Origin of the sequence: Nesterenkonia sandarakina (assembly GCF_014138825.1) — a bacterium.
In the GTDB taxonomy this organism is placed as follows: Bacteria; Actinomycetota; Actinomycetes; order Actinomycetales; family Micrococcaceae; genus Nesterenkonia; species Nesterenkonia sandarakina.
The window spans coordinates 2,036,407-2,063,363 of the sequence record NZ_JACJIH010000001.1; the positions used below are offsets into that span (position 1 = coordinate 2,036,407).

General features: G+C 67.9%; 25 protein-coding genes. 1 reads left to right on the forward strand and 24 read right to left on the reverse strand.

The genetic code is table 11. The annotated features are described in order from the left end of the window. Window positions 1-58: 58 nt before the first annotated feature. From HNR24_RS09180 to HNR24_RS09280, 21 genes are all read right to left on the reverse strand, one after another. Window positions 59-2,575, reverse strand: coding sequence for an ATP-dependent Clp protease ATP-binding subunit (locus HNR24_RS09180; RefSeq protein ID WP_182495621.1), 2,517 nt, complete (start codon window positions 2,573-2,575; stop codon window positions 59-61). Between the two features lie 213 nt (window positions 2,576-2,788). Then, complete coding sequence (locus HNR24_RS09185; RefSeq protein WP_058888012.1) at window positions 2,789-3,091, reverse strand: histone-like nucleoid-structuring protein Lsr2; 303 nt, start codon at window positions 3,089-3,091, stop codon at window positions 2,789-2,791. Between the two features lie 253 nt (window positions 3,092-3,344). Further along, entirely contained in the window at window positions 3,345-3,533 is a 189-nt protein-coding gene (locus HNR24_RS09190) for a hypothetical protein (RefSeq protein WP_058888011.1), read from the reverse strand. A 79-nt stretch (window positions 3,534-3,612) separates the two neighbouring features. After that, a complete protein-coding gene (lysS, locus tag HNR24_RS09195; RefSeq protein ID WP_182495622.1) occupies window positions 3,613-5,142 on the reverse strand; it encodes a lysine--tRNA ligase in 1,530 nt (509 codons plus the stop codon). Window positions 5,143-5,280: 138 nt separating this feature from the next. After that, window positions 5,281-7,266, reverse strand: a complete 1,986-nt coding sequence (locus tag HNR24_RS09200) for a M13 family metallopeptidase (protein WP_182495623.1) — start codon at window positions 7,264-7,266, stop codon at window positions 5,281-5,283. 9 nt (window positions 7,267-7,275) lie between these two features. Further along, window positions 7,276-8,217 carry a pantoate--beta-alanine ligase gene (panC, locus tag HNR24_RS09205; RefSeq protein ID WP_083504666.1) on the reverse strand — a complete coding sequence of 314 codons (942 nt, stop codon included), beginning with the start codon at window positions 8,215-8,217 and terminating at the stop codon, window positions 7,276-7,278. A gap of 31 nt (window positions 8,218-8,248) precedes the next feature. Continuing rightward, window positions 8,249-9,175 (reverse strand): Rossmann-like and DUF2520 domain-containing protein, encoded by a 927-nt coding sequence (locus HNR24_RS09210; RefSeq protein WP_310735420.1) that lies wholly within the window; start codon window positions 9,173-9,175, stop codon window positions 8,249-8,251. Beyond that, window positions 9,165-10,991 carry a PH domain-containing protein gene (locus HNR24_RS09215; protein ID WP_182495624.1) on the reverse strand — a complete coding sequence of 609 codons (1,827 nt, stop codon included), beginning with the start codon at window positions 10,989-10,991 and terminating at the stop codon, window positions 9,165-9,167. The genes HNR24_RS09210 and HNR24_RS09215 overlap by 11 nt, the downstream gene beginning before the upstream one ends. Window positions 10,992-10,999: 8 nt before the next feature. Further along, the gene (locus tag HNR24_RS09220) at window positions 11,000-11,512 is read right to left on the reverse strand and encodes a PH domain-containing protein (protein ID WP_182495625.1); all 513 of its coding nucleotides are present in this window, start codon (window positions 11,510-11,512) and stop codon (window positions 11,000-11,002) included. Beyond that, window positions 11,493-12,041, reverse strand: coding sequence for a DUF3180 domain-containing protein (locus tag HNR24_RS09225; protein ID WP_182495626.1), 549 nt, complete (start codon window positions 12,039-12,041; stop codon window positions 11,493-11,495). The genes HNR24_RS09220 and HNR24_RS09225 overlap by 20 nt, the downstream gene beginning before the upstream one ends. Further along, a complete protein-coding gene (folK, locus tag HNR24_RS09230) occupies window positions 12,038-13,015 on the reverse strand; it encodes a 2-amino-4-hydroxy-6-hydroxymethyldihydropteridine diphosphokinase (protein WP_182495627.1) in 978 nt (325 codons plus the stop codon). The genes HNR24_RS09225 and folK overlap by 4 nt, the downstream gene beginning before the upstream one ends. 4 nt (window positions 13,016-13,019) lie before the next feature. After that, window positions 13,020-13,844: a dihydropteroate synthase gene (gene folP, locus HNR24_RS09235; RefSeq protein ID WP_058888003.1), complete on the reverse strand. Its 825-nt coding sequence runs from the start codon at window positions 13,842-13,844 to the stop codon at window positions 13,020-13,022. Window positions 13,845-13,947: 103 nt separating this feature from the next. Beyond that, window positions 13,948-14,571 carry a GTP cyclohydrolase I FolE gene (folE, locus tag HNR24_RS09240; protein WP_182495628.1) on the reverse strand — a complete coding sequence of 208 codons (624 nt, stop codon included), beginning with the start codon at window positions 14,569-14,571 and terminating at the stop codon, window positions 13,948-13,950. Then, on the reverse strand, window positions 14,564-16,525 hold the full coding sequence (ftsH, locus tag HNR24_RS09245) for an ATP-dependent zinc metalloprotease FtsH (RefSeq protein ID WP_058888001.1): 1,962 nt from the start codon (window positions 16,523-16,525) through the stop codon (window positions 14,564-14,566). Before ftsH ends, folE begins: the two co-directional genes overlap by 8 nt. A gap of 111 nt (window positions 16,526-16,636) precedes the next feature. Next, entirely contained in the window at window positions 16,637-17,188 is a 552-nt protein-coding gene (gene hpt, locus HNR24_RS09250) for a hypoxanthine phosphoribosyltransferase (protein WP_058888000.1), read from the reverse strand. 39 nt (window positions 17,189-17,227) lie between these two features. Beyond that, a complete protein-coding gene (tilS, locus tag HNR24_RS09255; protein ID WP_310735421.1) occupies window positions 17,228-18,259 on the reverse strand; it encodes a tRNA lysidine(34) synthetase TilS in 1,032 nt (343 codons plus the stop codon). Next, window positions 18,256-19,326 carry an Rv3626c family coenzyme F420 biosynthesis-associated protein gene (locus HNR24_RS09260; protein ID WP_182495630.1) on the reverse strand — a complete coding sequence of 357 codons (1,071 nt, stop codon included), beginning with the start codon at window positions 19,324-19,326 and terminating at the stop codon, window positions 18,256-18,258. The genes tilS and HNR24_RS09260 overlap by 4 nt, the downstream gene beginning before the upstream one ends. Window positions 19,327-19,374: 48 nt before the next feature. Further along, window positions 19,375-20,205 (reverse strand): oxidoreductase, encoded by an 831-nt coding sequence (locus HNR24_RS09265; RefSeq protein ID WP_182495631.1) that lies wholly within the window; start codon window positions 20,203-20,205, stop codon window positions 19,375-19,377. A gap of 224 nt (window positions 20,206-20,429) precedes the next feature. After that, window positions 20,430-20,909, reverse strand: coding sequence for an inorganic diphosphatase (locus tag HNR24_RS09270; protein WP_058888177.1), 480 nt, complete (start codon window positions 20,907-20,909; stop codon window positions 20,430-20,432). Between the two features lie 357 nt (window positions 20,910-21,266). Further along, on the reverse strand, window positions 21,267-22,529 hold the full coding sequence (locus HNR24_RS09275) for a DNA glycosylase AlkZ-like family protein (RefSeq protein ID WP_182495632.1): 1,263 nt from the start codon (window positions 22,527-22,529) through the stop codon (window positions 21,267-21,269). Then, window positions 22,522-23,259: a GNAT family N-acetyltransferase gene (locus HNR24_RS09280; RefSeq protein ID WP_182495633.1), complete on the reverse strand. Its 738-nt coding sequence runs from the start codon at window positions 23,257-23,259 to the stop codon at window positions 22,522-22,524. Before HNR24_RS09280 ends, HNR24_RS09275 begins: the two co-directional genes overlap by 8 nt. Before the next feature lie 137 nt (window positions 23,260-23,396). Between HNR24_RS09280 and HNR24_RS09285 the strand changes: the two genes are divergently transcribed. Then, complete coding sequence (locus HNR24_RS09285) at window positions 23,397-25,112, forward strand: carbon starvation CstA family protein (RefSeq protein ID WP_182495634.1); 1,716 nt, start codon at window positions 23,397-23,399, stop codon at window positions 25,110-25,112. 151 nt (window positions 25,113-25,263) lie between these two features. Here HNR24_RS09285 and HNR24_RS09290 read toward each other — a convergent pair whose 3' ends face one another. Genes HNR24_RS09290 through HNR24_RS09300 form a run of 3 tightly spaced genes read right to left on the reverse strand, consistent with a single transcriptional unit; the run spans window position 25,264 to window position 26,955 of the window. Continuing rightward, complete coding sequence (locus tag HNR24_RS09290) at window positions 25,264-26,040, reverse strand: hypothetical protein (protein WP_182495635.1); 777 nt, start codon at window positions 26,038-26,040, stop codon at window positions 25,264-25,266. Further along, window positions 26,037-26,528, reverse strand: coding sequence for a hypothetical protein (locus HNR24_RS09295; RefSeq protein WP_058887993.1), 492 nt, complete (start codon window positions 26,526-26,528; stop codon window positions 26,037-26,039). The genes HNR24_RS09290 and HNR24_RS09295 overlap by 4 nt, the downstream gene beginning before the upstream one ends. Before the next feature lie 37 nt (window positions 26,529-26,565). Continuing rightward, window positions 26,566-26,955: a hypothetical protein gene (locus tag HNR24_RS09300; RefSeq protein WP_058887992.1), complete on the reverse strand. Its 390-nt coding sequence runs from the start codon at window positions 26,953-26,955 to the stop codon at window positions 26,566-26,568. Window positions 26,956-26,957 lie beyond the last annotated feature (2 nt).

Consider the following 26,957-nt stretch of genomic DNA (forward strand, 5'->3'; position numbering starts at 1 on the left):
AGGCCCGCACCCTGAACAGGTGCGGGCCTTTTGCGTCGAACATGATGCTCGGCGATGATCAGCTTTCGATGGCGGCTGGTTCTTCCGCTGCCTCGATCTGATCCTGCGGGTCGTGCCACTCGAAGGTGAGCTTGCGCTGCTTTCCTTCGCCCTCGACGCCGATCGAGATGCCGGCACCGTGCGGGATCTCGCCGTAGAGGATCCGCTCGGAGAGCTCGTCCTCGATCAGGGTCTGGATGGTGCGGCGCAGCGGCCGGGCACCCATCGCCGGATCGTAGCCGGTCTCGGCGAGGAACACCCGAGCAGGCTGGGTGACCTCGAGGGTCATGGCCTGCTCGGCGAGCCGCTTGCGCAGCCGGTCCACGAAGAGATCCACGATCTTCACGATCTCTTCCTGCTTCAGCTGCGGGAAGACGATCGTGTCATCCACGCGGTTGAGGAACTCGGGCCGGAAGTGCTGGCGCAGCTCCTGGCTGACCGTGGCCTTCATCCGCTCATAGTTCGTGGTGGTGTCTTCACTGGAGGTGAAGCCGGTCATCACGCCCTTGGAGATGTCCCGGGTGCCGAGGTTGGTGGTCATGATGATCACCGTGTTCTTGAAGTCCACGACGCGACCCTGGGAGTCGGTGAGTCGACCATCCTCGAGGATCTGCAGCAGCGAGTTGAACAGGTCCGCGTGGGCCTTCTCCACCTCGTCGAAGAGGACCACGGAGAACGGACGGCGGCGCACCTTCTCGGTGAGCTGACCGCCCTCCTCGTAGCCGACGTAGCCTGGAGGGGCGCCGAAGAGCCGGGAGACCGTGTGCTTCTCGGAGAACTCCGACATGTCCAAGGTGATGAGGGCTTCTTCGTCGCCGAAGAGGAACTCGGCCAGGGACTTGGCCAGCTCGGTCTTGCCCACGCCGGTGGGTCCGGCGAAGATGAACGAGCCCGAGGGACGGTTGGGGTCCTTCAGCCCGGCGCGGGTGCGGCGGATCGCCCGGGAGAGCGACTTCACCGCCTCGTCCTGGCCGATGACCCGCTTGTGCAGCTCCTCCTCCATACGGCGGAGGCGATCGGACTCCTGCTCGGTGAGCTTGAAGACCGGGATGCCGGTGGAGAACGCGAGGACCTCGGCGATCAGATCCGCGTCGACCTCGGCGATCTCATCGATCTGTCCGGACTTCCATGCGTCTTCCTTGGCCTGGCGCTCTTCGACAAGCTTCTGCTCCTTGTCACGCAGGCTGGCGGCACCCTCGAAGTCCTGGGCGTCGATGGCGGATTCCTTCTCCCGCCGCACGTCCTCGATCTTGCCGTCGAACTCCTTGAGCTCCGGCGGCGCGGTCATCTTCTGGATCCGCAGCCGGGCGCCGGCCTCATCGATCAGGTCGATGGCCTTGTCCGGAAGGAAGCGGTCGTTGATGTACCGGTTCGCCAGCGAGGCGGCCGCTTCAAGGGCCTCCTCGGTGATCGAGACCTTGTGGTGGGCCTCGTAGCGGTCGCGCAGTCCACGCAGGATCTGCACGGTGACCTCCACGGAGGGCTCCTCGACCTGGATCGGCTGGAAGCGACGCTCCAGCGCGGCATCCTTCTCGATGTGCTTGCGGTACTCCTCCAGGGTGGTCGCGCCGATGGTCTGGAGCTCACCGCGGGCCAGCAGCGGCTTGAGGATGTTCGCAGCGTCTATCGCGCCCTCGGCGGCACCTGCTCCGACCAGGGTGTGGATCTCATCGATGAACAGGATGATGTCGCCACGGGTGCGGATCTCCTTGAGCACCTTCTTCAGGCGCTCCTCGAAGTCACCGCGGTAGCGGGAGCCGGCCACCAGGGACCCGAGGTCCAGGGTGTAGAGCTGCTTGTCCTTGAGCAGCTCCGGCACATCACCGTTGACGATGGCCTGGGCCAGGCCCTCGACGACGGCGGTCTTGCCCACGCCGGGCTCGCCGATCAGCACCGGGTTGTTCTTGGTGCGGCGGGAGAGCACCTGCATCACGCGCTCGCGCTCGTAGTCACGACCCACCACCGGGTCCAGCTGCGCCTCACGGGCGGCGGCGGTGAGGTTGCGTCCGAACTGGTCCAACACCACCGAGCCCGCGGGGGTGCCCTCATTGGAGCTTCCCTGCCCGACGCCGGCGCCGGCCTTCTCCTGGTTGCCGCCGGAGTACCCGGAGAGCAGCTGGATGACCTGCTGGCGGACCTTGTTCAGGTCGGCATTGAGCTCCACGAGCACCTGGGCTGCAACGCCCTCGCCCTCGCGGATCAGGCCCAGCAGGATGTGCTCGGTGCCGATGTAGTTGTGTCCCAGCTGCAGCGCCTCGCGCAGCGAGAGCTCCAGGACCTTCTTGGCGCGCGGGGTGAACGGGATGTGACCGCTCGGCGCGTTCTGGCCGGGACCGATCTTCTCCTGCACCTTCTCGCGCACGCCGGTCAGCGAGATGTCCAGCGACTCAAGGGCCTTGGCCGCGACACCCTCACCTTCGTGGATCAGGCCGAGCAGAATGTGCTCGGTGCCGATGTAATTGTGGTTCAGCATGCGTGCCTCTTCTTGGGCAAGCACAACCACGCGCCTGGCGCGATCAGTAAATCTCTCGAACATAGCCACAGACACTCCTAGCGTTGGTGCTCTGCCTCAAGGCTACGGGCATTGCGGGGTGACGTCGCGGCTGTTCGCCGTAGGGAAAAGTCGACGCGCCCGGCGGGAGTGAGCGCACAGAGACGTGTTGCCCGGTCACAGCATGCGGCTGCGACCGGGCAACACGTCAGAACGAAGGTTTCTCGGTGCTGAAACCTTCCGAAGCGACTGGAACGATCAGCGCTTCTTGGCGTTTCGATAAGCCTCCACGATGTCGCGGTGCAGGCGACCTCTGCTGGAGACCTGATAGCCGTTCTTCACGGCCCAGTCCCGAATCTGACGGGCCTCATTCTGGGGGGATGGCGGTGCAATCGCCCGCCCCTTGCGGATGTACTTCTTCAGCGTCTCGCGAAGCTCCTTGGCATGCTCATCGCTGAGGTCAATCTCATAAAAACGAGAGTCCAGTCCAAAAGTGACCGTCTCTTTCGCTTCGGTGCCGTCCAGATCATCGACGAGAACCACTTCTACCTTCTGAGCCATCTCATACACCTCACTGCTCACTCACACGTCGAGACTCATGAGTTTCATCTCTCGTGACGCTTTTTCATACTGCGACAGATCAAGAACGATCTATGTAGTGTCGAGTATTTCAACAAAAGCAATTCTTGGTCAAGCCGAGCAGATTCAGTGATTTACCAGCTTGGAAGCTGCTTCTGTTGAGCAACCAGTTCCTAGGCCGAAGACGGTCATGACTGGTTGCCCGGAACAATCAGATTAAGCGCACAGGAGTGATTCAGCGGCGCGCTTCCGGTGACCCCTGATCGGGCTTGAACCCCTTATCGGAGGCCTCATCCCGCACCTGAGTCTCGGCTGCGCGCTCATTTCGATCGGCCCGGAAGATGGACCGGATCGCGAACCAGAAGACCAGCCCTACGCCGATAGAGGGTGCGAGAACTTCGAAGTACGTCCAGAAGTTTTCCATTAAATTCCTTGCTTGCATTCAGGTTTAAAGGGCGAAGCTGACATTGAATATCAGCGTACGCGTTTTATCGGCGCGGCGTTCAGCCCTGAGCCTCAGGTTTCAACAGCGGGAACAGGATCGTCTCGCGGATGCCGGTTCCGGTGAAGAGCATCACCAGACGATCGATGCCCAGGCCGATCCCACCCATGGGCGGGGCGCCGTACTCCAGGGCGCGCAGGAAGTCCTCGTCATGCTGCATCGCCTCGTCGTCCCCGGCGGCTGCCATGCGGGACTGCTCAACGAGCCGTTCCCGTTGCAGCACCGGGTCCACCAGCTCCGAGAAGGCGGTGCCGCGCTCCATGCCGCCGATGATCAGGTCCCACGCCTCGATGACCCCGGGCTTCTCCCGGTGCGCTCGGGCCAGCGGCTGTGCCGCGGGCGGATAGTCGCAGACGAAGGTGGGCTGGATCAGGGTGGGCTCCACGATCTCGCCGAAGAGCTCCAGGACCAGCTTCTGCGCGTCCCAGGCCGGGTCCACCGAGACCCGATGCTCCTCGGCGATGTTGCGCAGCGTCTGTGCAGGAGTCTCCGGGGTGATCTCCGTGCCGACCGCCTCGGAGAGCCCCGGGTAGACGGAGACCCAGGCCCACTCGCCGTCGAGGTCGATGACGCCCTGATCGGTCTCGATCTGGCGGCTGACACCTGCGGCGTCGGCGGCGTTGAGAATCATCTCGCGCATCCGCTCGGCCATCACGTACATATCCGCCCAGGCCTCGTAGGACTCCAAGGTGGTGAACTCCGGGGAATGCGTGGAGTCCACGCCCTCGTTGCGGAACACCCGGCCGATCTCGAAGACCCGATCAATGCCGCCCACGACTGCCCGCTTGAGATAGAGCTCCGTGGCGATGCGCAGAGTCATGTCCTGATCAAAGGCATTGAGGTGCGTCTGGAACGGCCGCGCCTGGGCGCCGCCGTGGATCAGCTGCAGCATGGGGGTCTCCACCTCCACATATCCGCGCCCATGCAGGGTCTCACGGATGGAGCGGGTGATCGCCGCCCGGCGGAACACCATCTGCCGCGCCTCGTCGCGGACGATCAGGTCCGCGTAGCGCTGACGGACCCGGGTCTCCTCGTTGAGCTCTGCATGGAGCACCGGCAGCGGCCGGACAGCCTTGGAAGCGATCTCGAAGGAACTCGCCATGATGGAGAGCTCGCCGCGGCGCGAGGCGATGACCTCTCCACTGACGCGCACGTGGTCCCCGAGGTCCACCAGCGCCTTCCAGTCGGCGAGCGCAGCCTCCCCCACCTCGGCCAGTGAGATCATCGCCTGCAGCCGGACGCCCGCGCCATCGGGGCCGCCCTCCTGCAGGGTGGCGAAGCAGAGCTTGCCGGTGTTGCGCACGAACATCACCCGGCCGGTCACCGCCACGGTCTCGCCGGTGGCTGCCCCGGGCTCAAGGTCCGGGAAGCGCGCGCGGACCTCTGCGAGCGAGGCGGAACGCTCGACGACCACGGGATAGGGCTGGACGCCGGAGGCGAGCAGCCGCTCACGCTTGTCCAGTCGCACGGCGCGCTGGTCGTTGGTGTCAAGGTCATTGGGGCCGGGGGCGGCGGAGTTCGGGGCAGTCACAGTCGAATATTCTACGTGCCTTGCGCCGTGGCCGACTCGCGCCGGCCTTGCCCGCCGCCGGCCCAGCCCGGCACTGACTCGGTCCGCCCTCAGCTCAGCCCGGCACCAACCCAGCCCGCCGCCAGTCCGGTCCCCGGCTCACCAGATCGTGACGCGCTCCTGCGGGGGCAGGTACATGCCGTCTCCGGGCTGGGTCTGGAACGCGGCGTGGAAGGCATCGAGGTTCTTGACCACCTGGGTGGCGCGGAACTCCGCCGGGGAGTGTGGGTCGATGCTGATCAGCGTGACCGCGCGCTCGGGACGGGTGAGGTTCCGCCAGGCCTGCGCCCAGGCGAAGAAGAACCGCTGATCGGCGCTGTAGCCCTCGACGTCGTCGGCTTCTGTGCCCTGGGCCTGCAGCCACACCCGGTAGGCCTTGTGCGCGATGCCCAGCCCGCCGAGGTCCCCGATGTTCTCTCCCAGGGTCAGCGCGCCGTTGACCGTGTGCTCCGGGGCCTGGGACGGCACCAGGGCGCTGTACTGTTCCACCAGCTTGGAGGTGCGCTCCTCAAAGGCGCTGCGATCCGCATCGGTCCACCAGTTGCTCAGCGAACCGTCGGCGCCGTAGCGGGATCCCTGGTCATCGAAGCCGTGGCCCAGCTCATGTCCGATCACTGCCCCGATGGCGCCGAAGTTCTGCGCCATGTCCCGCTCGGCGGAGAAGAACGGGGGCTGCAGGATCGCGGCCGGGAAGCAGATCACGTTCTCCAGCGGAGAGTAGTAGGCGTTCACGGTCTGCGGGTTCATGTGCCACTCGTCGGGGTCCGGTCCCTCGTCGAGCTTGGCGATGTCACGCTCCCATTCGAACGCCGCGGCGCGACGGACGTTGGCCACCACGTCCGCCGGGTCCACCTGGACGCCGGAGTAGTCGATCCAGCGTTCCGGGAAGCCGACCATCGGCTTGAACGCGTCCAGCTTCTCGAGGGCGCGTGACCTGGTCTCCTCGCCCATCCAGCTCAGCGTGCTGATGGACTCGCGGTAGGCCTCGATGAGCGCACCGATCAGCTCGTCCATCGCGGCTCGCGCCTGGGGCGGGTAGTGCCGGGCCACGTAGATTTGCGCCACGTCCTCACCGAGGTGGGCGTTGGTCAGCGCGACTCCGCGCTTCCAGCGCTCCTTGAGCTGCTGCGCCCCGGAGAGCCGCTTGGAATAGAAGTCGAAGTTCTCGTTCACCAGCTCCTCGTGCAGCAGCGGTGCGGCCCAGCGCAGCAGCTGGACCCGCAGCCAGAGCTTCCAGGTCTGCAGCGGCTGATCGGTGAGCGCGGCCTGCATCCCGGGGAGCACATCGGGCTGGGCGAGCACGAGCTGCGCGGTGTGCCGCGGGGCCAGCCCCCAGCCGGCGAACGCCTCCCGCAGCAGCGGCATCAGGGCCTCAGCCTCGTCGTCGGTGACCAGGTTGTAGCGCTTCTGCGCATCGCGCAGCGTCACCTTGTCCCAGTGGCTGCGCGCGATGACCCGCTCCAGAGCGACGACGTCGGCGGCCGCCTCGGCGGCGTCGCTGACTCCACTGAGCTCGAGCACCCGGACCAGGTGCTCCTGGTAGGCCGCGAGGATCTCGGAGAGCTTCTCCTCGCGGTAGTAGGACTCATCGGGCAGACCGAGCCCGGACTGCATGACGTGCCAGAGCATCCGGGTGGGATCCCCGGCGTCGCGCATCGCCCCGGCGACGAAGATCCCGCCCACGCCCTGGCGCTGCCAGGAGGCGGAGAGCCGCACCAGGTCCTCGGCGCTGCTCACGGACTCCAGCTGGGCGAGCATCGACTCGATGGGCGCCAGGCCGCGCTGCTCGGCGGCCTCGGCGTCCATGAAGGAGGTGTAGAAGGCGCCGATGCGACCGGCGATGACAGGGTCAGCCTCGCCGATGTCCCCCGCCGCGGCCTCCTCCAGGATCTGCCGAACATCCGCCTCGGCCTTGTCGCGCAGCTCGTGGAAGGACCCGTAGGCGTCCATGTCCGCGGGGATCTCGGCGGTCTTGAGCCATTCCCCGTTGACGTGGCGCTGCAGGTCATCCTGGGGGCGCACGTCGGGATCGATATACGGGAAGGACTCGGTGGCGTTCGGGCTGCTGCTGGCGGTGTCGGTCATGGACTCAGCCTACTCCCGAGGCTGTGACCTGCCCGGATCCAGCGAGATGTTGTCGATCAGTCGCACCGGACCCACCCGGGCGGCGATCAGCGCCAGGGCCGGTCCCTGCAGGACCCCGTGCTCGTCCAGCAGATCCCCTCCGGGGTGGAGCTCCTGCAGGGTGCCCGGGTCCACGACCACCAGGTAGTCCAGATCCACGCCGGTGGTCGCGTTCAGCTCCGAGACCTGATCGGCCAGCCCCAGGGGCCGCCCGGCCGCGGCGTCGTCCTCCAGGGCGAAGAGCGCGGCGGAGAGTGCGAGCGCGGAAGCGTAGTCATGCTCATCCAGACGCTGATTCCGGCTGGAGCGGGCAAGTCCGTGCTCATCGCGCACGATCGAGACCGTGCGGATCACCACATCGAGGTTCAGGTCTGCGGTCATCCGGGTGATAATCGCGACCTGCTCGGCGTCTTTGGCGCCGAACCAGGCCTCGAGTCTCCCCGGCGCCGGGGGGCTCATGATGTTGAAGAGCTTCGCGACCACGGTGACCACCCCGTCGAAGTGTCCCGGGCGGGCCGCGCCCTCCCAGCGATGTCCGAGCTCACCGGCGCTGACCCGGACCTGCGGGAGATGGGGGTCACCGGGGTACATCTCGGCGATCTCCGGGAGGAAGATCAGATCTGCCCCGTGCTCGCCCAGCAGGGTGACGTCCTGCTCCGGGGTGCGCGGATAGTGCTGGTAGTCGGCGTCGTCGTCGAACTGCAGCGGGTTCACAAAGATCGAGGCGATGACGATGTCCGAGGCTGCCCGGGCGGCGTCGATCAGCACGCCATGCCCGGAGTGCAGCGCCCCCATAGTGGGGACCAATCCGACGACCGGGGCGGACTCATGCTGCTGGAGGTGCCCAGCGACCGCCTCGGCAAGCGCGGCGCGGAAACTGGCGATGGTGGTCAGGACCTGCGGTGGATTCACCGGACCAGTCTAGGTCCGTGCGGGCGGCGGGTCAGGCGTCGAGGACGTCGAGCAGCTCTGCGGCCTTCCCCGAGGTGATCACTCCGCGGTCCAGGGCGCGCTGGGTGGTGGCCCTGGCCATCGCCATATAAGCAGTGCGGATGTCCGCCGGCAGCTCCGAGCTCGCCAGGAGCTGCACGTGGCGCCGCAGGGTGCCGGCGTCACCGCGCGCCACCGGGCCGGTCAGCGCGCTCTCTCCGGAGGCCAGCGCGTTGTCCAGAGACGCCTGCATCAGCGGGCGCAGGACGGTCTCGGCATGATCCACCCCGATCCGGTGCAGCATCTCTGCGGACTGACCGGTGATCGTGTTCAGGTGATTCGAGGCATGCGCCAGCGCCGCATGGTAGGTGAGCCGGTCGGGCTCCCGGATGACCACCGGCTCCCCGCCCATCTCTACCACCAGGGCCTGGGCGATCGGCAGCACCGGGCCCGGCGCGGTCACCCCGAAGGCGCAGGTGTGCAGCTTCTGCAGGTCCATGCTCAACCCGGTGAAGGTCATCGCGGGGTGGATCGCCAGCCCGATGGCCCCGCGACTCTGGGCAGGGGCGAGCACCTCGGTGCCGTAGCGCCCGGAGGTGTGCACGATCAGCTGCCCGGCCTGGATGTGCCCGGCCTCGGCCAGCCCGGAGACCAGCTCGGCAAGGGCGTCGTCGGGCACCGCGAGCAGCACCAGCTCGGCGCGGCGCATGATCTCCGGGATCTCCAGCACCGGCACCCCGCCCAGCAGGGACTCCGCCCGGTTGCGCGAGTCTGCGGAGACGGCATGGGCGCCGATCACCGAGTGACCGGCACCGCGCAGCGCGGCGCCCAGCACCGAGCCGACCTTGCCGGCGGAGATCACTCCGACGCCGAGGCGGCCTTCCCGCTGGGCGGGCGGGAGCTCCGCGGCGTAGGGGTCCACGGGCTGATCAACGGTCACGGGGCTCCTGCTCCTGGTGAGTCGGGGGTACGGCGGGGTCTCGCGGTGCGGCGGGGTCTTGCGGTGCGGCGGCGGGCGAGGCGGGGCCGTGGGGGGCCTCCGGTGCGGCCAGCGCCTCGGCGGCCTTGCGCTCGAACTCCTGGAGCTCCTCGGGACGCATCCAGTGGTTGCGGTCGCTGTAGCGCCGGGCCCTGGCGGCCTGCTGGGACTCGTATTCGAAGAGATCCTGGACGGCGTGCAGGTCCTGGTTCTTCAGCTTGGCCGCGAATGGGCCGGCTGGAGAGTGGATGGAGATGTCTGCGATCCTCCGACGGCGCTGCAGCGGCCCCTGGTGCAGACTCAGCGACTGGATCCGTTCATGCGGGACCATGGTCAGCTGCCGCGAGGCTCGCCCATCGCGGAACATCAGCGCGGTCGGTGTGGTGCGGAATCCGCGCCGCCGGCGCACGAGGGGGTCGAAGAAGCGGGCCCGACGGGGCACCTCGGAGTAGCCGAGCTCCGTGCCCACACCGGTGAGACCGGCGGTGAAGACCTCTTCGGGGTTCTGGACCTGCAGGTCAGGGAACATCTCCGCGGCGGTGGCCATGACGTCGTCGAGCCGGCCCACCGGCAGCAGCACCGAGCGCTTCTCTCCGATGCCGTAGCCGGCGACGGTCACCACGATCTTGAACCACTTGAACGGGCGCCAGAGCACCGGCTGCTGGATCTGCAGCGCCTGCACCCGCCCGGGCGGGATCGTCTGGTTGGTGGTCTCGAGCAGTCCGTAGCGCACGCGCAGCCCGGAGCTGGTGGCGGTGGAGGTGAATCCGAAGCCGGTGCTGAACTGCTGGTAGTAGATCGTGATGGCGGCGATGCCCATGGGAATCACGGCGGGAAGCGCAGCTCCGGTGAGCACCGCCCAGACCGAGGCCGATCCGCCGTCGGAGCCGAAGCTGAGGCCGATTCCGAGACCGATCACCGCGGTGAGCACGATGATCAGCACGAAGACCGTGCCCCAGCCGCTGAGCACCGAGCCGATCAGCCGACCGGTGGGGACCTTGGCGATGAGCCGATCCGCAGCCACGGCCGGACGTTGAGCCGTCTCGGGAGGGACCGCGCCGGACGGGCCCTGTGCTGAGTAGGCGTCAACCGGGAGCGCCTGGTCTGGGTAGCCGGGGCGCGCAGCCCCGTGCAGAGGCTCCGGAGCCGGATAGCCCTGCGCGGCGGATGAGCCCTCGGCGCTCGCAGCCGGCTCGTCCCGGCCCGCCGCGCGGTCCATGATCTCCGAGCGCAGCTCTTCGGCCTGGGTCTTCTTCAAGAACGCCAGGGTCGCGGCGGTGCCGTCGCCCTCTGCCACCTCGAACTTCAGCTCGGCGAGGCCGGTGAGTCGGGCCAGCAGCGGCTGGCGCAGGTCCACCGCCTGAACCCGGTCGATCCGGGCCTGACGGTGCTGGCGCACGAAGATCCCAGACTTCACCATCACGTGCTCGGCGGTGATCTTGTACCGGGTGAACCACCAGGAGAGCACGAAGCCAGCGAAGATCAGCGCGATCACCAGCAGCACTGCGCCGCCGGCGAGCAGGAACGGCGTGGGGTTGGACTCCACGCTGCGCTGGATCTCTCCGCTGCGGAACGCCTGCCAGGCGTCCGTCCAGGTCTGCCAGTTGTAGCTGAGAAAGATGCCGGGGATCGCGACGACGGCGAGTCCGCCGCGCACCAGCGGGCTCAGCGGGTGGACCTTGGTCCAGCTGGCATCGAACCACCGCTCGGTCGCGGCGGCGGATTCCCCGCCAGCCTGACCCCCGGAGGGCTGCTGCTCGGTGGCCTGGTCCTCCATGTCCGCGCTCACAGACCGGCCAGGCGGGCCTGGCCACGGATGGAGAGCTCTTCCCGAAGCCGCGCACCCTCCTGGCGCGAGGCCCCCGGGATGACAGCGTCGGTGGCCGCGGCTGCGGTCTTCAGCTGCACAGTGCACAGACCGTAGCGGCGCATCAGCGGGCCGGCCTCGATGTCCACGTACTGCAGCCGCCCGTAGGGCACCGCGACCATCCGCTGGAAGAGGATGCCGCGGCGGATCAGCAGGTCGTCCTCACGCTCGTGGTAGCCGATGGAGCGGATGCGTCGAGGGATCAGACTCAGATCGACGGCCGCCCAGACCAGCACCACGGCGGAGACAGCGATCTTGATCCACAGTGGAATGCCTCCGAAGACGCCGATCGCGTCGAGCACGATCGGGGTCGCGACGATCGCCGCTGTGATCACCCAGCCGAGGATCCCGGTGATGAACTTCACGGTGATGTACCGCTCGTCCACTCGGGTCCAGGTGACACCGGTGGGGTCAATGGGTTCCGCGGGCATAGCCCTCCTCGGGTATTTGTCCTGTGTCGCGTCTGGTCGGTCCGCGGCGCTGCTGGCCCGTTGGATTCTCATCCGGCGGAACCCTGCAGAGCAGCTCGACGACGAATCCAATGATCACCCAGATCACGCCGCCCGTGATCATCAACAAGGATGAGTTCACGTTCGGCGCGGTCAGCGCCGCCGCGGGGACCAGGTCACCGAGGATACCCGCATGCCAGCCCGCGATCAGCGCCCCCGCATAGGCTCCGGCCTGGCCCGCGGTCAGCACCCGCACCGCGTGCAGCGGGTGCAGGCTGCGCTGACGACGCCGGCCCTGCGCCGCGGCCCTCGCGATCCGGCGCTGGTCGCGCCACACCAGCAGCCCCAAGGTCAGCACGATCAGCGCGATGCCGAGCACGGTGACCAGGGAGGTGCGCGGCAGCACCGGGGAGCCCATCCCCTGGGCGGACATCCAGACCGTGGTGATGAATCCGGCCAGGGCGGCCAGGGCTGCGATGAGCAGCAGGCGCAGGGCGGAGAGCCGGCTCACGGTGCATGCTCCAGCGGCTGCACGGTGTCGAAGTCTGCGGTGTCCCGGGCCAGTTCGGCCACCGGGCGCCCCGCCAGGTGCGCCTGTGGGTCCATCCAGGTCCAAGGCACCAGCACGAATCCGCGCTGGGCGGCCCGGGGATGCGGAACCTGCAGGGTCTCGGAGGAGATCCGCTCCTGCCCGTAGCTGATGATGTCGATGTCCAGGGTGCGCGGACCCCAGCGGATCTCACCGTTCTCCGCGCCGCGGGCTCGGTGGTGCTCCGCCTCGATGGCCTGGGTGCGCCGGAGCAGCTCCTGCGGGCTCAGCGTGGTCGCGATCTCGATGACCTGGTTCAGGAAGTCCGGCTGATCGGCCGGTCCTCCCACGGGACTGGTCCGGGCCACCGGGGACTGCTTCAGGACCCGGACCCGCTGGGTCCCCTCCAGCGCGGTGACCGCGGAGGCCAGGGTCACGGCGGACTCGCCGAGGTTCGAGCCCAGGGCCAGCACCGCAGCGACCTCGGGGCCGGGTGCCCCCGCGGGGTCCTGCCCGGAGGTCTGCCCGGCAGCCAGGTTGGGGGCCAGTTCGGCAGCCGGGTCGGCCAACAGGTCGGCGCGGTCCCGACGGGCCGTCACCGAGACGTCCTGGAAGCTCTGCGGAAGCGGAGCCTGGGGCTTGTGCACGGTCACCTCGGTCGCGGCGATGCGCTCGTCGCTGCGCAGGATCGCCCGGGCCAGATGCTCGGCGAGCGCCTCGATCAGGTCGAAGGGCGCCCCGGTGATCCCGGCCTGGACCAGTTCGGCGATCTCCACGTAGGAGACCGTGTCAGCGAGGTCATCGCTGCGACCGGCCGCGCGGAAGTCCACGGTGAGTTCCACGTCGACCCGGAAGGTCTGGCCCTCGCGCTTCTCGAAGTCGAAGACTCCGTGGTGGCCGGTGGCTGTGAGTCCGGTGAGCCGGATGCTGTCACGGGGCCTGCTCCTGCTCGACATCTCTCTAGCTTCTCAGCTTGGCGATGACTTGGACAGCGTCCAGGCTTGCCTGCACGTCGTGGACCCGGACTCCCCAGACTCCGGCCTGGGCAGCGATCGCCGAGAGCACCGCAGTGGCGGTGTCGCGGGTCTCTCCCGAGCTGACCGGGGCGAGGAACCCCTTGCGAGAGGCGCCGAAGAGCACCCGGTGACCCAGCCTGACGAAGCTCTCCAGGCCGCGGACCAGCTCCCAGTTCTGTTCATGGGTCTTGGAGAACCCGATCCCGGGGTCCAGGATGAGCTGCTCCCGGCGGGCCCCGGCGTGAAGGTAACTCTCGCGCACCGCAAGCAGCTCCGCGGTCACGTCCTCGAGCAGCGAGTCGTAGTCGGTCAGGGCGCCCATGCTCTGGGCGTCGCCGCGATTATGCGTGATCACGATCTGCGCACCGGATTCGGCGATCAGTTCCGGCATGGCGGGATCGGTGAGCGCACCGGAGACGTCGTTGATGGTCAGGGTGCGCGGGTCCACGCCGGCGCGGTCGGCGCACTGCAGCGCGGCCAGCGCGGTGGCTGCCCGGCGGGTGTCCACCGAGACCGTGATCCCGCAGCCCAGCAGCTCCTTGAGCACCGGGAGGATGCGGCGCTGCTCCTCGGCCACCGGGGTGGGCTCGGCGCCTGGCCGAGTGGACTCCCCGCCGACGTCGATCATCGCTGCCCCGAGCTGGGTCATGCGCAGCGCCTCGGTCACCGCCGAAGCGACGTCGACGGTCCCGGCGTCGTCGTCGAACCGTCCGCCGTCGGAGAAGGAGTCCGGGGTGAGATTCAGGATCCCCATGATGGACGTGCTCATCTGGCCCTCCGCTTCGGTTCCGCTGGGATGCTTCGGCTGCGCTGGTTCCGCTGTGACGCTTCGCCGCGGTCCTTCACTGCGCTGCTTCGGCTGGAGATCAAGCCTACTGCGGGCGGCCGTGCAACATCAGGCTCATCGCCTCAGCCCGGGTGGCGGCGTCGCGGAGCTGTCCGCGCACCGCGGAGGTGATGGTCCGCGCGCCGGGCTTGGAGACTCCCCGCATGGACATGCACAGGTGCTCCGCCTCCACCACGACGATTGCACCGCCCGGGGCCAGATGCTCCACCAGGGCGTCGACCACCTGGGTGGTGAGCTGCTCCTGGACCTGGGGGCGCTTCGCGAAGATGTCCACCAGCCGGGCCAGCTTGCTCAGACCGGTGACCTTGCCCTCCGGGGAGGGGATGTACCCGATGTGGGCGTGGCCGAAGAAGGGCACCAGATGGTGCTCACAGGTGGAGTAGAAGGGAACGTCGCGGACCAGCACGAGCTCCTCATGGCCGATGTCGAAGGTGGTGGACATCAGCTCGGCCGGGTCCTCCCGCAGCCCCTGGAACGCCTCCTCGTAGGCCCGTGCCACCCGGGCGGGTGTGCCCTTGAGGCCCTCGCGCTGCGGGTCCTCCCCCACCGCGAGCAGGATCTCGCGCACCGCGGCCTCGATGCGCGGCAGATCCACCGCGCCCGGGGTCGCCGACGCGGCCGGGTCCGAGCCGCTGCGCCGATCAGGCATCGGTGCTCTCGCCGTCGAACTGGTAGTCCGGATCCCGCTGGTCCTCCGGCACCACCTCGGAGGTGATCGTGACCGGACGCCCGGGGGAGGATTCCCAGACCTGGCGCACGGGTCGCTTGATCACGTCGTGGAAGATCGCGGCGACCTCGTGGGCGTTGAGCGTCTCCACGCGCAGCAGCTCCTCGGCGAGCCGATCCAGGACATGCCGGTTCTCGTGCAGCGCGTGGTAGGCCTCGTCATGGGCCTCATCGATGATCGCGCGGACCTCAGAGTCCACGACGGCGGCGAGGTCCTCGGAATACTCCTTGCCCTGGGCCATCTCGCGTCCCAGGAACGGGCTGGAGTCTGAAGAGCCGAGCTTCACCGAGCCCACCCTCGCGCTCATGCCGTATTCGGTGACCATCCGGCGCGCGGTCTCGGTGGCCTTCTGGATATCGTTCGCGGCCCCGGTGGAGGGGTCCTTGAAGACGATCTCCTCGGCCACCCGGCCGCCCATCGCGTAGGCGATGGTGTCCAGCAGCTCGTTGCGGGTGGTGGAGTACTTGTCCTCCTCCGGCACGACCATGGTGTAGCCCAGGGCCCGGCCGCGCGGCAGGATGGTGATCTTGGTGACCGGGGCCGAGTAGTTCAGCGCCGCCGCGACCAGGGCGTGTCCGCCCTCGTGATACGCGGTGACCCGGCGCTCGTGGTCCTTCATCAGTCGGGTGCGCTTCTGCGGTCCAGCCATGACCCGGTCGATGGCCTCATCGATCGCGCGGTCATCGATCAGATCCGCATTGGAGCGCGCAGTGAGCAGGGCGGCCTCGTTGAGCACATTGGCGAGATCGGCGCCGGTGTAACCCGGGGTCTTGCGCGCCACGGCCTTGAGGTCGACGTCCTCGACCATCGGCTTGCCCTTGGCGTGGACCTCGAGGATCGCGCGCCGCCCGGCGAAGTCCGGAGCCTCCACCGGGATCTGGCGGTCGAAGCGTCCGGGGCGCAGCAGCGCAGGGTCCAGCACGTCGGGACGGTTGGTGGCTGCGATGACGATGATGTTGGTGTTCGCGTCGAACCCGTCCATCTCCACCAGCAGCTGGTTCAGGGTCTGTTCCCGCTCATCGTTGCCGCCGCCGACTCCGGCGCCGCGCTGACGACCCACGGCGTCGATCTCATCGACGAAGATGATGGCCGGGGCGTTCTCCTTGGCCTGCTTGAACAGGTCCCGGACGCGGGAGGCGCCCACGCCGACGAACATCTCCACGAAGTCCGAACCGGAGATCGAGTAGAAGGCTCCTCCGGCCTCTCCTGCCACGGCCTTGGCCAGCAGGGTCTTGCCGGTGCCGGGTGCTCCGTAGAGCAGCACGCCCTTGGGGATCTTGGCACCCAGGCGCTGGAACTTCTCCGGCTCGGAGAGGAACTCCTTGATCTCGTGGAGCTCCTCCACCGCCTCCTCGGCCCCGGCCACGTCACCGAAGGCCACCTGGGGCATGTCCTTGTCGAACATCTTGGCCTTGGACTTGCCGAACTGCATCACCCGGGAGTTGCCCCCGGACATCCGGGTCAGCAGCCAGATGAAGAGCAGCGCGATGATCAGGAAGGGGATCATGAAGCCGAGCATGGAGAGCAGCCAGTTCGACTGCTCGGGCTCATCGGTGTAGCCCTCGAGCTCGGCGTCGGCGATGGCCTGGACCACCGTCTCGGCGCGCGCCGAGGAGTAGAAGAAGTGGACGACGTCGCCGACTTCCTCACCGTCCTGCTCGTAGGGCGAGCTCAGGTTCAGATCGACCCGCTGATCGCCGTCCTCCACGGAGGCTTCGACGACCTCACCGTCAGCGAGCAGCTCCATGCCGATGTTGGTGTCCACCCGCTGGCCATTGGCCGAGGAGGAGAACATCATCGGCACGACGAGCAGCAGCAGCACCACTGCCAGGACGATCCAGAACAGTGGCCCGGTGAAGATCTTCTTGAAGTTCATGCAGCTCCGTCAGACGCAGATGTGCCTAGCCTGGCTTGAGTGCTAGGGCCTCTAAAGGTACTCGGGCTCCACGTCGCGCGGGTAACCGGTTCGGCGACGTTCGCCGCCAGCTCACTGGTAGATATGCGGAGCCAGGATCCCGACACAGTCGAGGTTGCGGTACTTCTCGGCGAAGTCCAGGCCGTAGCCCACGACGAACTTGTTCGGGATGTCCATGCCGACGTACTTCACGTCGATGTCGACCTTGACCGCGTCGGGCTTGCGGAAGAGCGTGCAGATCTCCAGGGAGGCCGGGCCGCGGGACTCCAGGTTGGTCTTCAGCCAGGACAGCGTGAGCCCGGAGTCGATGATGTCCTCGACGATGAGCACGTGCCGGTTCATCAGGTCCGCGTCGAGGTCCTTCAGGATCCGCACCACCCCGGAGGACTTGGTGCCGGAGCCGTAGGAGGACACCGCCATCCAGTCCATGGTCACATGCGAGCGCAGCGCCCGGGCCAGATCGGCCATGACCATGACCGCACCCTTGAGGACACCGACCAACAGCACATCCTTGTCTGCGTAGTCCCGGTCGATGACTGCTGCAAGTTCTCTGATCTTCGCGTCGATCTCTTCCTTGGTGTAGAGCACCTCGGTGAGATCTGCTTTGACATCCTGAGCGTCCATGGGTGGTGTCCAGCTCCTAGTAGATAAGTCTCGCGTTCCTCAGTTCAGGCGTGGAACGATGACAAGTTTCGCATAGTCCGGGCTCCCCCGCGTCCCGCGGTGCGCGCTGACCCCGCCCTCGAGCTCGATCGGACCCGCGGATCCGCTGCGGTGCAGGAGATTCTCCACGGCGGTGAGCCGCTCGTAGGAGGGGGTGGCGCCGCCCGCGGCGATGACGGCGAGCGCGATCACCCGGCGGCGGATCGCCGGCGGCTCGTCGCCCAGCGCCTGCAGCTCCATCCTCAACTGACCCTCTGCGCCGGGGTCCTCGAGCAGCAGCTCGAAGCGTGCCTTCGCCGCCTGATCCAGATAGTCCGCGTCCTCGGCGGCGATCTGCGCGGTGCGCGCCAGGGAATCCGTGATGCTGCTGCTCAGCCGCGCCTCCAGGTAGGGCAGGATCTCGGTGCGGATCCTGGAGCGCAGGAATCGAGGGGCCGTGTTGGCCGGATCCTGCCAGGGACTCAGCTGCGCGTGGGCGCAGATCTGCTCGGTCTCGTCCCGGGTCAGGCCCAGCAGCGGGCGCCGGAAGGGACCGCGCACCGCCGGGATCCCGGCGAGGCTGCGGGTCCCGGAGCCGCGTGCCAGCCCGAGCAGAACCTGTTCGGCCTGGTCATCGCGGGTATGGCCCAGCAGGATCCGCTGGGCGCCGGTCTGCTCCAGCGCCTGGGCGAATGCCCGGTACCTGGCGGTGCGCGCGGCAGCCTCGGGACCGGCCGTGGAGTTCGGGTCCACTCTCGCCTGCACGGAGATCACCGGGTCCAGGCCCAGGCCGGTGAGCTGGGTCAGCGCCGCGGCGGTGACCGCCTCGCTGTCAGGGTGCAGCTGGTGATCGACGACGACGGCGCCGATCCGCCCGGCACCGGTCGTGCCGTCGGCGGTGCTGCGGCGCCGGTGGTGAAATGCCGCGGCGGCGGCAAGGGCCAGGGAGTCCGCGCCACCGGAGCAGGCCACCAGGGTCATGCCTTCCGGGTCCAGGGCGGCCTCCACGGCGCGCCGGGCTCGATTCACCGCATCAGGGAAGCGCGGGCTCACGCCAGCCTCATGCGCTCGATCCATTCCTGCGGGTGGTGCAGCTCCTGCTCGGTGGGCAGGTGCTCGGGAGATTCCCAGATGATGTTGAAGGAGTCCATGCCGATGGTCTCCACGATGTGCCCGACGAACTTCTGTCCGTCCCGGTACTGTGCAGCCTTGACATCGAGCTGGAGCAGCCTGCGGATGAACTTGTCCAACGGGGTGCGGGTCTTGCCGCGGGCTTCGAAGCGCCGCCGGATGGTCTTCACGCTGGGCACGATCGAGGCGTCCACACCGTCCATGATGACGTTCGCGTGGCCTTCCAGAAGGCTCATCACCGCAGTCAGGTGGGACATCGTCTCGCGGTCCTGCGGAGTCTGGATGACCTCGATCAGGCCGCGCCCGGCCCGGATCTGCTCGATGACCTCACCGAGCCGGTCACCCAGCCCGGAGGCCATGCCCATGGTGGAGGAGCTCAGCTCGGTGATCTTGGACTTCAGATGGTCCGCCAGCCACGGTGCGGCGGCGAACTGCACCCGGTGGGTCTGTTCGTGCAGGCACACCCAGAGCCGGAAGTCTTCGGGGACCACGTTGAGCTCGCGAGTGATCTCCACGACGTTCGGGGCGACCAGGATCAGCCGGTTCTGCGTGAAGGGGTCGAACTGGCCGAGCACGTTGGCGGAGAGGAAGGCCAGCACCGCGCCGAGCTCGGCTCCGGCGAAGGAGGAGCCGAAGACCTGCGCATTGGAGCCCTCCTTGCCCAGTTCTGGCTTCTGCTCCAGGGCGATCTTCAATGCCGGTCCCAGCAGCTCCCGGAAGCTCTGCACGTTGGCCTTGGACCAGGTGGCGCGATCCACGATCAGGGTCTCGGCGGGATCGGCTCCCAGGTTCTGGGCCGCATCCAGGCCGGTGATCCGGTGCACGTGATCCACTGCGGCTGCGGCGGCGCCGCGCAGCGCGGCCACCTCCTGCTGGACCTGGGCAGCGCTGAACCGGGGCCCCGCAGGCGCGACTCGCGCCGCCGTCGTGCTGGCGAGCTCCCAGTTGATCATCAGGTCACCGGCTTGAGCCTCGGAGATGCTGTTCATCTCTCCATCACACCACAACAACCCTTCAGCCGGGGCAGGGCCGGGGCCTCAGCCCATGATCCGGCCGGTCACCTGGTCGAGCAGCTTGTCGCTGAGCATCCGGCGGCCGAAGAGCCCCACCCAGGCGAGGTGCCCCAGCGCGTAGCGGGTGCGTGGCCGTGAGCTGGTGGCGGCGCGCTCGATCACTCGGGCGATGACCTCCGGACCCGAGGCGCGGCGCTGCACGCACGCGGGGTTCAGGATCCCGCGGGCGAGCCCTTCCACGCGGTGCGCGTAGTCCCCGTCCCCGGAGGCTCGGCGGGCCGAGTCCAGTGCGTGGGCGCCCCATTCGGTCTTGATCGCTCCGGGCTGGACCACCACCACGCGGACTCCGAAGGGGGCCACCTCCTGGCGCAGCGAGTCGCTGAAGCCCTCGAGCGCGAACTTCGTGGCGTGGTACCATCCGCCCAGGGGTCCGGCCACCTTCCCCGCCACCGAGGAGACGTTGATGATGGTGCCGGTGCCGTGGGAGCGCATCATGGGCAGGCTCAGCTGCACCAGCCGGGCCAGTCCGAAGAGGTTGACCTCGAACTGCCGGCGCGCCTCCTCCAGCGGCACGTCCTCCACGGCACCGAAGGAGCCGTAGCCGGCGTTGTTCACCAACACGTCGAGCCGTCCGGTGTCCTCCCGGATCTGCTTCACCGCGGTGGTCAGCGAGCCCTCGTCGAGCAGGTCGAGCACCAGCGGGACGACGCCGTCTCCGCGCAGCTCCTCGAGTCGCTCAGCACGGCGCGCGGCGCCGTAGACGAGGTACCCGGCGGCGGCGAGTCTGCGCGCGGTCGCGGCGCCGATCCCCGAAGAGGCACCGGTGACCAGCGCGACGGGCTGAGGGGAGGTCATGCTGTGGGCCTTTGCGTGTGGTGGTGGCGGAATCCGCGAGCGCCCCCGGGTGACCACGGCGAACGCTGGGAGTCGGGGCGAGCCGGAGGGTCCCTTGGGGAGACGGAGAAGACCGCAGGCATGCATCGAGTGGGCGTCTTGAGGGAGGGTTCCTGGCCGGAGCGGCCCTGAGATCCCTGAATTCGATCCCTCAGTTCGCCCACTCGATGAGAGGTGGGGCTGGGTCAGCCCTTGAAACGCTCGATGGAGCGGGTCAGCTCGGCCTCGGCCTCGGCACGGCCTGCCCAGCCTTCGATCTTGACCCACTTGCCGGGCTCGAGGTCCTTATAGCGGGTGAAGAAGTGCTCGATCTCCTGGCGCGTCCACTGATCCACGTCCTCGAGCTCCTGGATGTGGTCGAAGCGCTTGTCCTTGGGCACGCAGAGCAGCTTGGCGTCACCGCCGCCGTCGTCGGTCATGTTCAGCACGCCCACCGGGCGGGACTCCACGACGACGCCGGGAACCAGGTCCACTCCGGGGATCCAGACCATGGCGTCCAGCGGGTCACCGTCTTCTCCGAGGGTGTCATCGAAGTAGCCGTAGTGGGTCGGGTACTGCATCGGGGTGAAGAGCACCCGGTCGAGACGCAGCCGGTGGGTCTCGTGGTCGATCTCGTACTTCACGCGCGAGCCTTCAGGGATTTCGATGGTGACATCGTGGGTCAGGGCCACGGGTCCTCCTCATGTAGAGCGTCAAGGGCGGCGTCATGCGGCCGCGCGGGGTGCCCGTGGGGGCCCCGGTGCGCGCCCGTTTCCACGCCCAAGCGTACACAGTGCACCCGCTCGCAGCGGGACGGAGTCACAGCGCCGCAGGGTCGCCGGGGCACAGCGCCGCAGCGCCGCCGGGTCACAGCGCCGCAGCGCCGCCGGGTCACAGCGCCGCAGCGCCGCCGGGTCACAGCGCCGCAGCGCCGCCGGGTCACAGCGCCGCAGCGCCGCCGGGTCACAGCGCCGCAGCGCCGCCGGGTCACAGCGCCGCAGCGCCGCAGCGCCGCCGGGTCACAGCGCCGCAGCGCCGCCGGGTCACAGGTCCTCGGGGAGCTGCACCCGGGTGCCGAGCTGGGTGCCCAGCGTCCTGGCTCCGGCCCGGACGCGAGCGGTCACGGAGCGGGTGCCGTGTCCAGGCTCGGGGAAGACCCGGTTGATCTGCAGCACCGGGCCCACGCGCTGGAGGTCCACCCGGCCCACGAGCTCGGTGCCGGAGAGCACCGCCATGACGTAGTGGCCATAGCGCCGCTTGTCCTTGGGCACATAGGCCTCGAAGGTGTAGTCGAAGCCGAAGATCCGCCGAGCACGGCCGCGGTCTCGCAGCAACGGATCGAACGGGCCGATCAGTCGGGACTGCGCGGCGGGAGCCGTGCCGGCCGGCGGCAGGTCCTCGGGCGGGCGTTGAAGCAGCTGCGGGTCGCAGTAGCCGAGGTCTTTCCAGCCCGGCACCCGGAGCTCGGTGAGTCCTGCAAGCGCGATGCCGTGGGCGGCGTCGGCGGAGGCGAGGTGGTAGTGGTGCGCGAAGTCGGCCACGGTCATCACCCCCAGGGTTCCCGCGGCTCGGCGCGCCAGGTCGGCGCGCAGCTGCTCCGGCGGCAGGTGGGCGGCCTGAAGGACCGCAGCGGGCAGCGCACGTTCTGGCAGGTCGAAGAGTCGAATGATGCCGTTGCGGGCCGTGATCACCAGCTCCCCGGTGCGGACCATGAGCTCTGCCGCCTGCTTGATCTCCGACCAGCTCCAGCCGGTGGTGCGGGTGGTGCCCAGTGCGGCTTCGATGGCGCCGATCTGTGACCCGTCGGGCGCCGCGGCGACGACCTCCCGGATCCGCTCCCGCATCCCAGTGTCCAGCTGCCGCCCATAGGTCTCGCGGACGCGTTCCCGGCGCAGCTGCAGCAGGGGCCAGTCCTCGATCGGGAACACACAGGCCACCTTGGTGAAGGCCTCGAAGGAGACCGGCTCCCGGTGCAGCGGCGCCCCGGCGGGCCAGAGCGAGGAGTCGACCTCCTCGGCGCGTGCGCTGCGCGGCAGCCGGGTCAGCGTGGTGAGCCGTTGGGCGGTAGAGACCCTGGTCAGCGGGTCCAGCTGGATCAGCCCGATGCCGCGCAGCACCTCAGCCGCATCGTCATAGAACCCGGGACCGGCGGGGGGTGGGATGTGCTGGGCTTCGACGACGACGCCGCGGACCCAGTCCGCGGTGACCGGCTGCGGCGTCGTCGTCGACGGTGCGCAGGCCGTGGTGGCGGCTTCGGTGCGGGCAGGCGTGGGCGCGTCGCCGAGGTGAGTCTCGGGCTCAGTCATCGCCTAAGAAGCGCTTGAGCTCGGCGTTGCCCGTCACCCGGATCTGGAAGCCCGGACGGAGCAGGTCGTTCTTCGGCAGCCGGAACAGGTGCTCCCACTCCGGTTCGACCCCGTGGGCGTCGGGGACCCGCTGGGTGCCGGAGGTGAAGTAGCCCAGAGATTCGGAGACCCGGCGGGAGCGTTCGTTCCAGGTATAGGCGCCCGACTCGGCATATTCCGCGCCGAAGTGGTCAAAGGCCCAGAGCAGCATCGCCCCCCGAGCCTCGGCGCCCAGGCCCTGACCCTGCCGGTCCGCGCGCAGCCAGCTGCCGGAACTGACCGTGCGCAGGATGGGCCAGTCATGGGCGTAGCAGTCCTGCATCCCGATCAGCTCGGCGGGCGCACCGTGTCCGGGCTGCCCGGCTGTGGAAGTCTCGTCGCCGGAGTCTTTGAGAAAGACCCCGAATGCCAGGTGCCAGTGCTCCGGGCTCACCGCGGAGCGGGTGGACCAGAGAAAAGGCAGCGACGCCCTGATGAGCGCTTCCGGGTCCTTCTCATTCCAGGCTTGGCGAAAGGGATTCCGGGTGGTGTGTGTGACCCCAGAGCTTGCGGCGGCCACGTAGGCGGGGAAGTCGGTCTCGCGCACGACGCGCAGCTCTAGGCGGGGAGACTCGATGCGCAGGCCGAAGGGCGGCCAGATCTCCTCCAAGGTTCTCTCGAGGGTCACCGGGGGCTCGCTGGGCTGGGGCATCACATGATCCTAACTTCCCGGTACAACCACGCGGTGTCCCCGGTCACGCATTGCCGCGTACTATGTCTGGCATCACATCATTCGCACCGTAACCGGTGTCTGCCTGGGGGCAGGCACCCCTCAATGAGGAGGACACGATGGACGGGGTCAATTCTCTGGTCATCGCCGTGATCGGCATCGCCATGATGCTGAGCGGCTATTTTCTGTATTCGCGGTTCCTCGCGAAGAAGGTCTATAAGCTCAACGCCGAGTTCAAGACGCCGGCGCACCAGTTCAACGACGGCGTGGACTACGTCCCCACCAACCGTTACGTGCTCTGGGGGCACCACTTCACCTCGGTCGCAGGGGCCGCACCGATCGTGGGGCCCGCCGTCGCCGTGATCTGGGGCTGGCTCCCGGCGTTCCTCTGGGTCACCATCGGCACCGTGTTCATCGCGGGCATGCACGACCTGGGCGCCCTCTGGGCCTCCCAGCGCAACCGCGGACAGTCGATCGGCACACTCTCGGGCCGCTACATCAGCGCCCGCGGCCGCAACCTGTTCCTGGTCGTGGTGTTCCTGCTGCTGCTCATGGTCGTCGCCGCCTTCGCCGTGGTGATCTCCAACCTGCTCGTGGCCCAGCCGGGGTCGGTCATCCCCACCTGGGGTGCCCTGATCGTCGCGCTGGCCGTGGGACAGGCGATCTACCGGTTCCGCTGGAACCTGCTGGCGGTGACCGCCGTCGGCGTGATCGCGCTCTACGGACTGATCATCGTGGGCAACGCCTACCCCATCAGCCTGCCGGAGAGCACCTTCGGGCTGGCGCCCAACGGCGTCTGGATCATCGTGCTCTTCCTCTACGCCGGCATCGCCTCACTGCTGCCGGTGTGGGTGCTGCTGCAGCCGCGTGACTACATCAACGGCGTGCAGCTCTTCATCGGGCTCGGCATCCTCTACGGCGCCACCATGTTCGCCACCCCGACCATCGTGGCCCCGGCGATCAACACGAACCTGCCTGAGGGCACGCCCTCGATGATCCCGCTGCTGTTCGTCACGATCGCCTGTGGCGCGATCTCCGGCTTCCACGGGACTGTGGCCAGCGGCACCACCTCCAAGCAGCTGGACCGTGAGACCGACGCCCGGTTCGTGGGCTACTTCGGCGCCGTGGGCGAGGGGCTGCTGGCGCTGGGCGCGATCATCGCGACCACCGCAGGCTTCCAGACGCTGGCCCAGTGGGAGGACGTCTACGCCTCCTTCAACGACAATCCGGTCGGGAACTTCGTCGAGGGCGGCGGCGCCATCGTCAACGCCGGCCTCGGGATCCCGGTGGACCTCTCGGCCACCATCCTGGCCACCATGGCGGTGCTCTTCGCCGCGACCACCATGGACACCGGTGTCCGCCTGATGCGCTTCGTGGTCCAGGAGATCGGCGAGCTGGCCAAGATCCGGATCGGCGTCATCGCGGCCACGGTGATCGTGATCGTGATCGGCGGAGGCCTGACCTTCTCGCAGGGCGCCGACGGCTCCGGCGGCATGCTGATCTGGCCGCTGTTCGGCACCACCAACCAGCTGCTCGCCTCACTGACCATGGGCATCATTGTGGTGATGCTGATGCGCAAGAGGCGCCCGTTCCTGCCGGTGCTGATCCCGATGGCGATCGTGCTCGTGATGAGCTCCTGGGCCGCAGTGGTCCAGGTGTTCAGCTTCTTCAACGGCGGCGAGTGGCTGCTGTTCTCCATCAACGTGGTGATCATCTTCGCCGCGGTCTGGGTGCTCGCCGAATGCATCATGTCCATGAAGCGGGCCTTGAGCGGGAAGAAGGAGCCCGAGGACGACGTCGCGCTCACCGCAGAGGAGAAGCTCCCGCTGCGCTGAGCCAGGAGCGTTCGTGCCGACGCATTCCGTCGGGCCACCTCACATCGAGTGTGCAATTCGTGCAGGTCTTCGACCCTGATCGGTGGAGAAAGCCGGTCGAATTGCACACTCGATGTGCTTCAGGCGGGGCGCGCTGTCACCGTGCACGCGCTTAACGTCCTTCGGGGAGGCCCTCCACCCACCAGGCGATGTCCTGTGGCTGCGGCATGGTGGTGATCAGTTGGGCGAGCAGCACCCAGGCCGGGGTCGGCTCCAGCACGTGGGCGGATCGGAGCAGCCTGCGCTCCTCGGAGTGCATCAGCAGCCCCGCGGGAGTGTCGATGGCCAGCACCCTGCCGACCTGCTGCCCCTGGACGCCGTTGAACTCCGTGGTGGCCGTGATCACGGCGTATTCTCCTGACCGCAGATCAGCGGCAGGACCAGGCGCGATGCCCGCTACAGCGGATGCCAGCGCCTCCCGAGCCTGGTGCTGCGGGCCGGACTCGGCGGAGATGATCTCCCAGAGCAGACGCTCCTCGATCCGCGCGGGGTCGAAGCCTTTGCTCGGTGCTGGCCGCGCCTGCAGGCCGAGCACGTCGATCAGCACTCGAAAGACGGCGCGCCCGCTCTCCGCCTGCAGGGTGAAGGTCGCGGCGGCGGCGTCGCCGCTGGTGTGCACGATCCCCTGCGGGGACATCCACACGTACCCTCGGATGTGCTCCCCGGTCGAGGCGGTGCGGCTGAGCAAGATCAGGCCCTGCTTCCAGGCCAGGGAATCCATGATCTCCTCGTACCCGGGTGCCGCCTGTCCGGCGCTGAAGAGAACGGCCCCGTCAGCACCGATGATCTGCTGGGCGTCGTTGCTGGGGTCGGGGGCGTTGTCCTGGATCATCGCGTCGAGGGAGGCGGCGCTCACGGTGAAGGAGGTGTGCTGCGTGGTGGCGGTCATGAGGCAGTCTCTTTCCATTCCAGCGCGGAGCGCATCATCCAGCTGATGTTGATCCAGTCTGGGAGCAGGGCCGTTGGGAAGGTCACGGTCATCGACACCTCAACCCCGGATCGTCGGGCCACCCATTGATGCAGGGTGACCGGCACCCCCTCTTCGGTCGTGTGGGCGGCGGAGCGCATCACACCGGGCACCTCCTGGGCGCCGACCTCGTCGTAGTCGAGCTGAAGAAGCCGGTAGTCCCGCAGGGCGGACTGCAGCCCGGGCTCCGCCTGCTGCTGGCCAGCCAGCGTCGCCTCCGGGGTCTGGACCTCTCCGTCCAACGGCACCTGGATCAGCGTCACGTTGGGATGGAAGCCCATCAGTTCCGGCTCTCTGGCGCGTCCGATCACCAGCCCGTCATCCAGGCCGCTGTCATCGAAGTCCCACTCGGGAGGCGCATACAGGATCACCGCTGACCGAGGGTGGTCGTAGCTGTTCGGTGAACTCATCGATTTCCAATCACGATTGATGTTTTCGGTAAGCGATCTACCCCTGGACTTTTTCGGCCTTCTTTCGATCCCGTCGACGGCGCCGGTCCGCGCGGTCTTTAACCTTTCTTTCGTAGACCCACTTGGGCATCAGGAATCGCGGCATTGGGACACCCATGAAGGCGAGAAATCCGACGAACACAGAGGCCACCAGCAGGATCCCCAGAGTGCCCACCACCGACACGGGGAGTTCGACTCTCATGGCATCGGCAGCGGCAGTCGCTGAACCTAGGGAGAACAGCATGAGACCTGGCGGCAGCAGGTAGAGATAGAGCGGCTCCGTCAGGGTTCCATACCAATGCGCGTCGCGGATCCTTCTTGGATATACGAAGAAAAATACCGAAGCGGAGAAGAATACGATTGCTCCAAGAATCCACAGAATAAGCAAAC

Coding starts and splice junctions, on each gene's coding strand:
- HNR24_RS09180 (WP_182495621.1), bottom strand. CDS start 2,575: ATGTTCGAGAGATTTACTGATCGCGCCAGGCGCGTGGTTGTGCTTGCC.
- HNR24_RS09185 (WP_058888012.1), bottom strand. CDS start 3,091: ATGGCTCAGAAGGTAGAAGTGGTTCTCGTCGATGATCTGGACGGCACC.
- HNR24_RS09190 (WP_058888011.1), bottom strand. CDS start 3,533: ATGGAAAACTTCTGGACGTACTTCGAAGTTCTCGCACCCTCTATCGGC.
- HNR24_RS09200 (WP_182495623.1), bottom strand. CDS start 7,266: ATGACCGACACCGCCAGCAGCAGCCCGAACGCCACCGAGTCCTTCCCG.
- HNR24_RS09215 (WP_182495624.1), bottom strand. CDS start 10,991: ATGGAGGACCAGGCCACCGAGCAGCAGCCCTCCGGGGGTCAGGCTGGC.
- HNR24_RS09220 (WP_182495625.1), bottom strand. CDS start 11,512: ATGCCCGCGGAACCCATTGACCCCACCGGTGTCACCTGGACCCGAGTG.
- folK (WP_182495627.1), bottom strand. CDS start 13,015: ATGTCGAGCAGGAGCAGGCCCCGTGACAGCATCCGGCTCACCGGACTC.
- folP (WP_058888003.1), bottom strand. CDS start 13,844: ATGAGCACGTCCATCATGGGGATCCTGAATCTCACCCCGGACTCCTTC.
- folE (WP_182495628.1), bottom strand. CDS start 14,571: ATGCCTGATCGGCGCAGCGGCTCGGACCCGGCCGCGTCGGCGACCCCG.
- ftsH (WP_058888001.1), bottom strand. CDS start 16,525: ATGAACTTCAAGAAGATCTTCACCGGGCCACTGTTCTGGATCGTCCTG.
- hpt (WP_058888000.1), bottom strand. CDS start 17,188: ATGGACGCTCAGGATGTCAAAGCAGATCTCACCGAGGTGCTCTACACC.
- HNR24_RS09260 (WP_182495630.1), bottom strand. CDS start 19,326: ATGAACAGCATCTCCGAGGCTCAAGCCGGTGACCTGATGATCAACTGG.
- HNR24_RS09265 (WP_182495631.1), bottom strand. CDS start 20,205: ATGACCTCCCCTCAGCCCGTCGCGCTGGTCACCGGTGCCTCTTCGGGG.
- HNR24_RS09275 (WP_182495632.1), bottom strand. CDS start 22,529: ATGACTGAGCCCGAGACTCACCTCGGCGACGCGCCCACGCCTGCCCGC.
- HNR24_RS09280 (WP_182495633.1), bottom strand. CDS start 23,259: ATGCCCCAGCCCAGCGAGCCCCCGGTGACCCTCGAGAGAACCTTGGAG.
- HNR24_RS09285 (WP_182495634.1), top strand. CDS start 23,397: ATGGACGGGGTCAATTCTCTGGTCATCGCCGTGATCGGCATCGCCATG.
- HNR24_RS09290 (WP_182495635.1), bottom strand. CDS start 26,040: ATGACCGCCACCACGCAGCACACCTCCTTCACCGTGAGCGCCGCCTCC.
- HNR24_RS09295 (WP_058887993.1), bottom strand. CDS start 26,528: ATGAGTTCACCGAACAGCTACGACCACCCTCGGTCAGCGGTGATCCTG.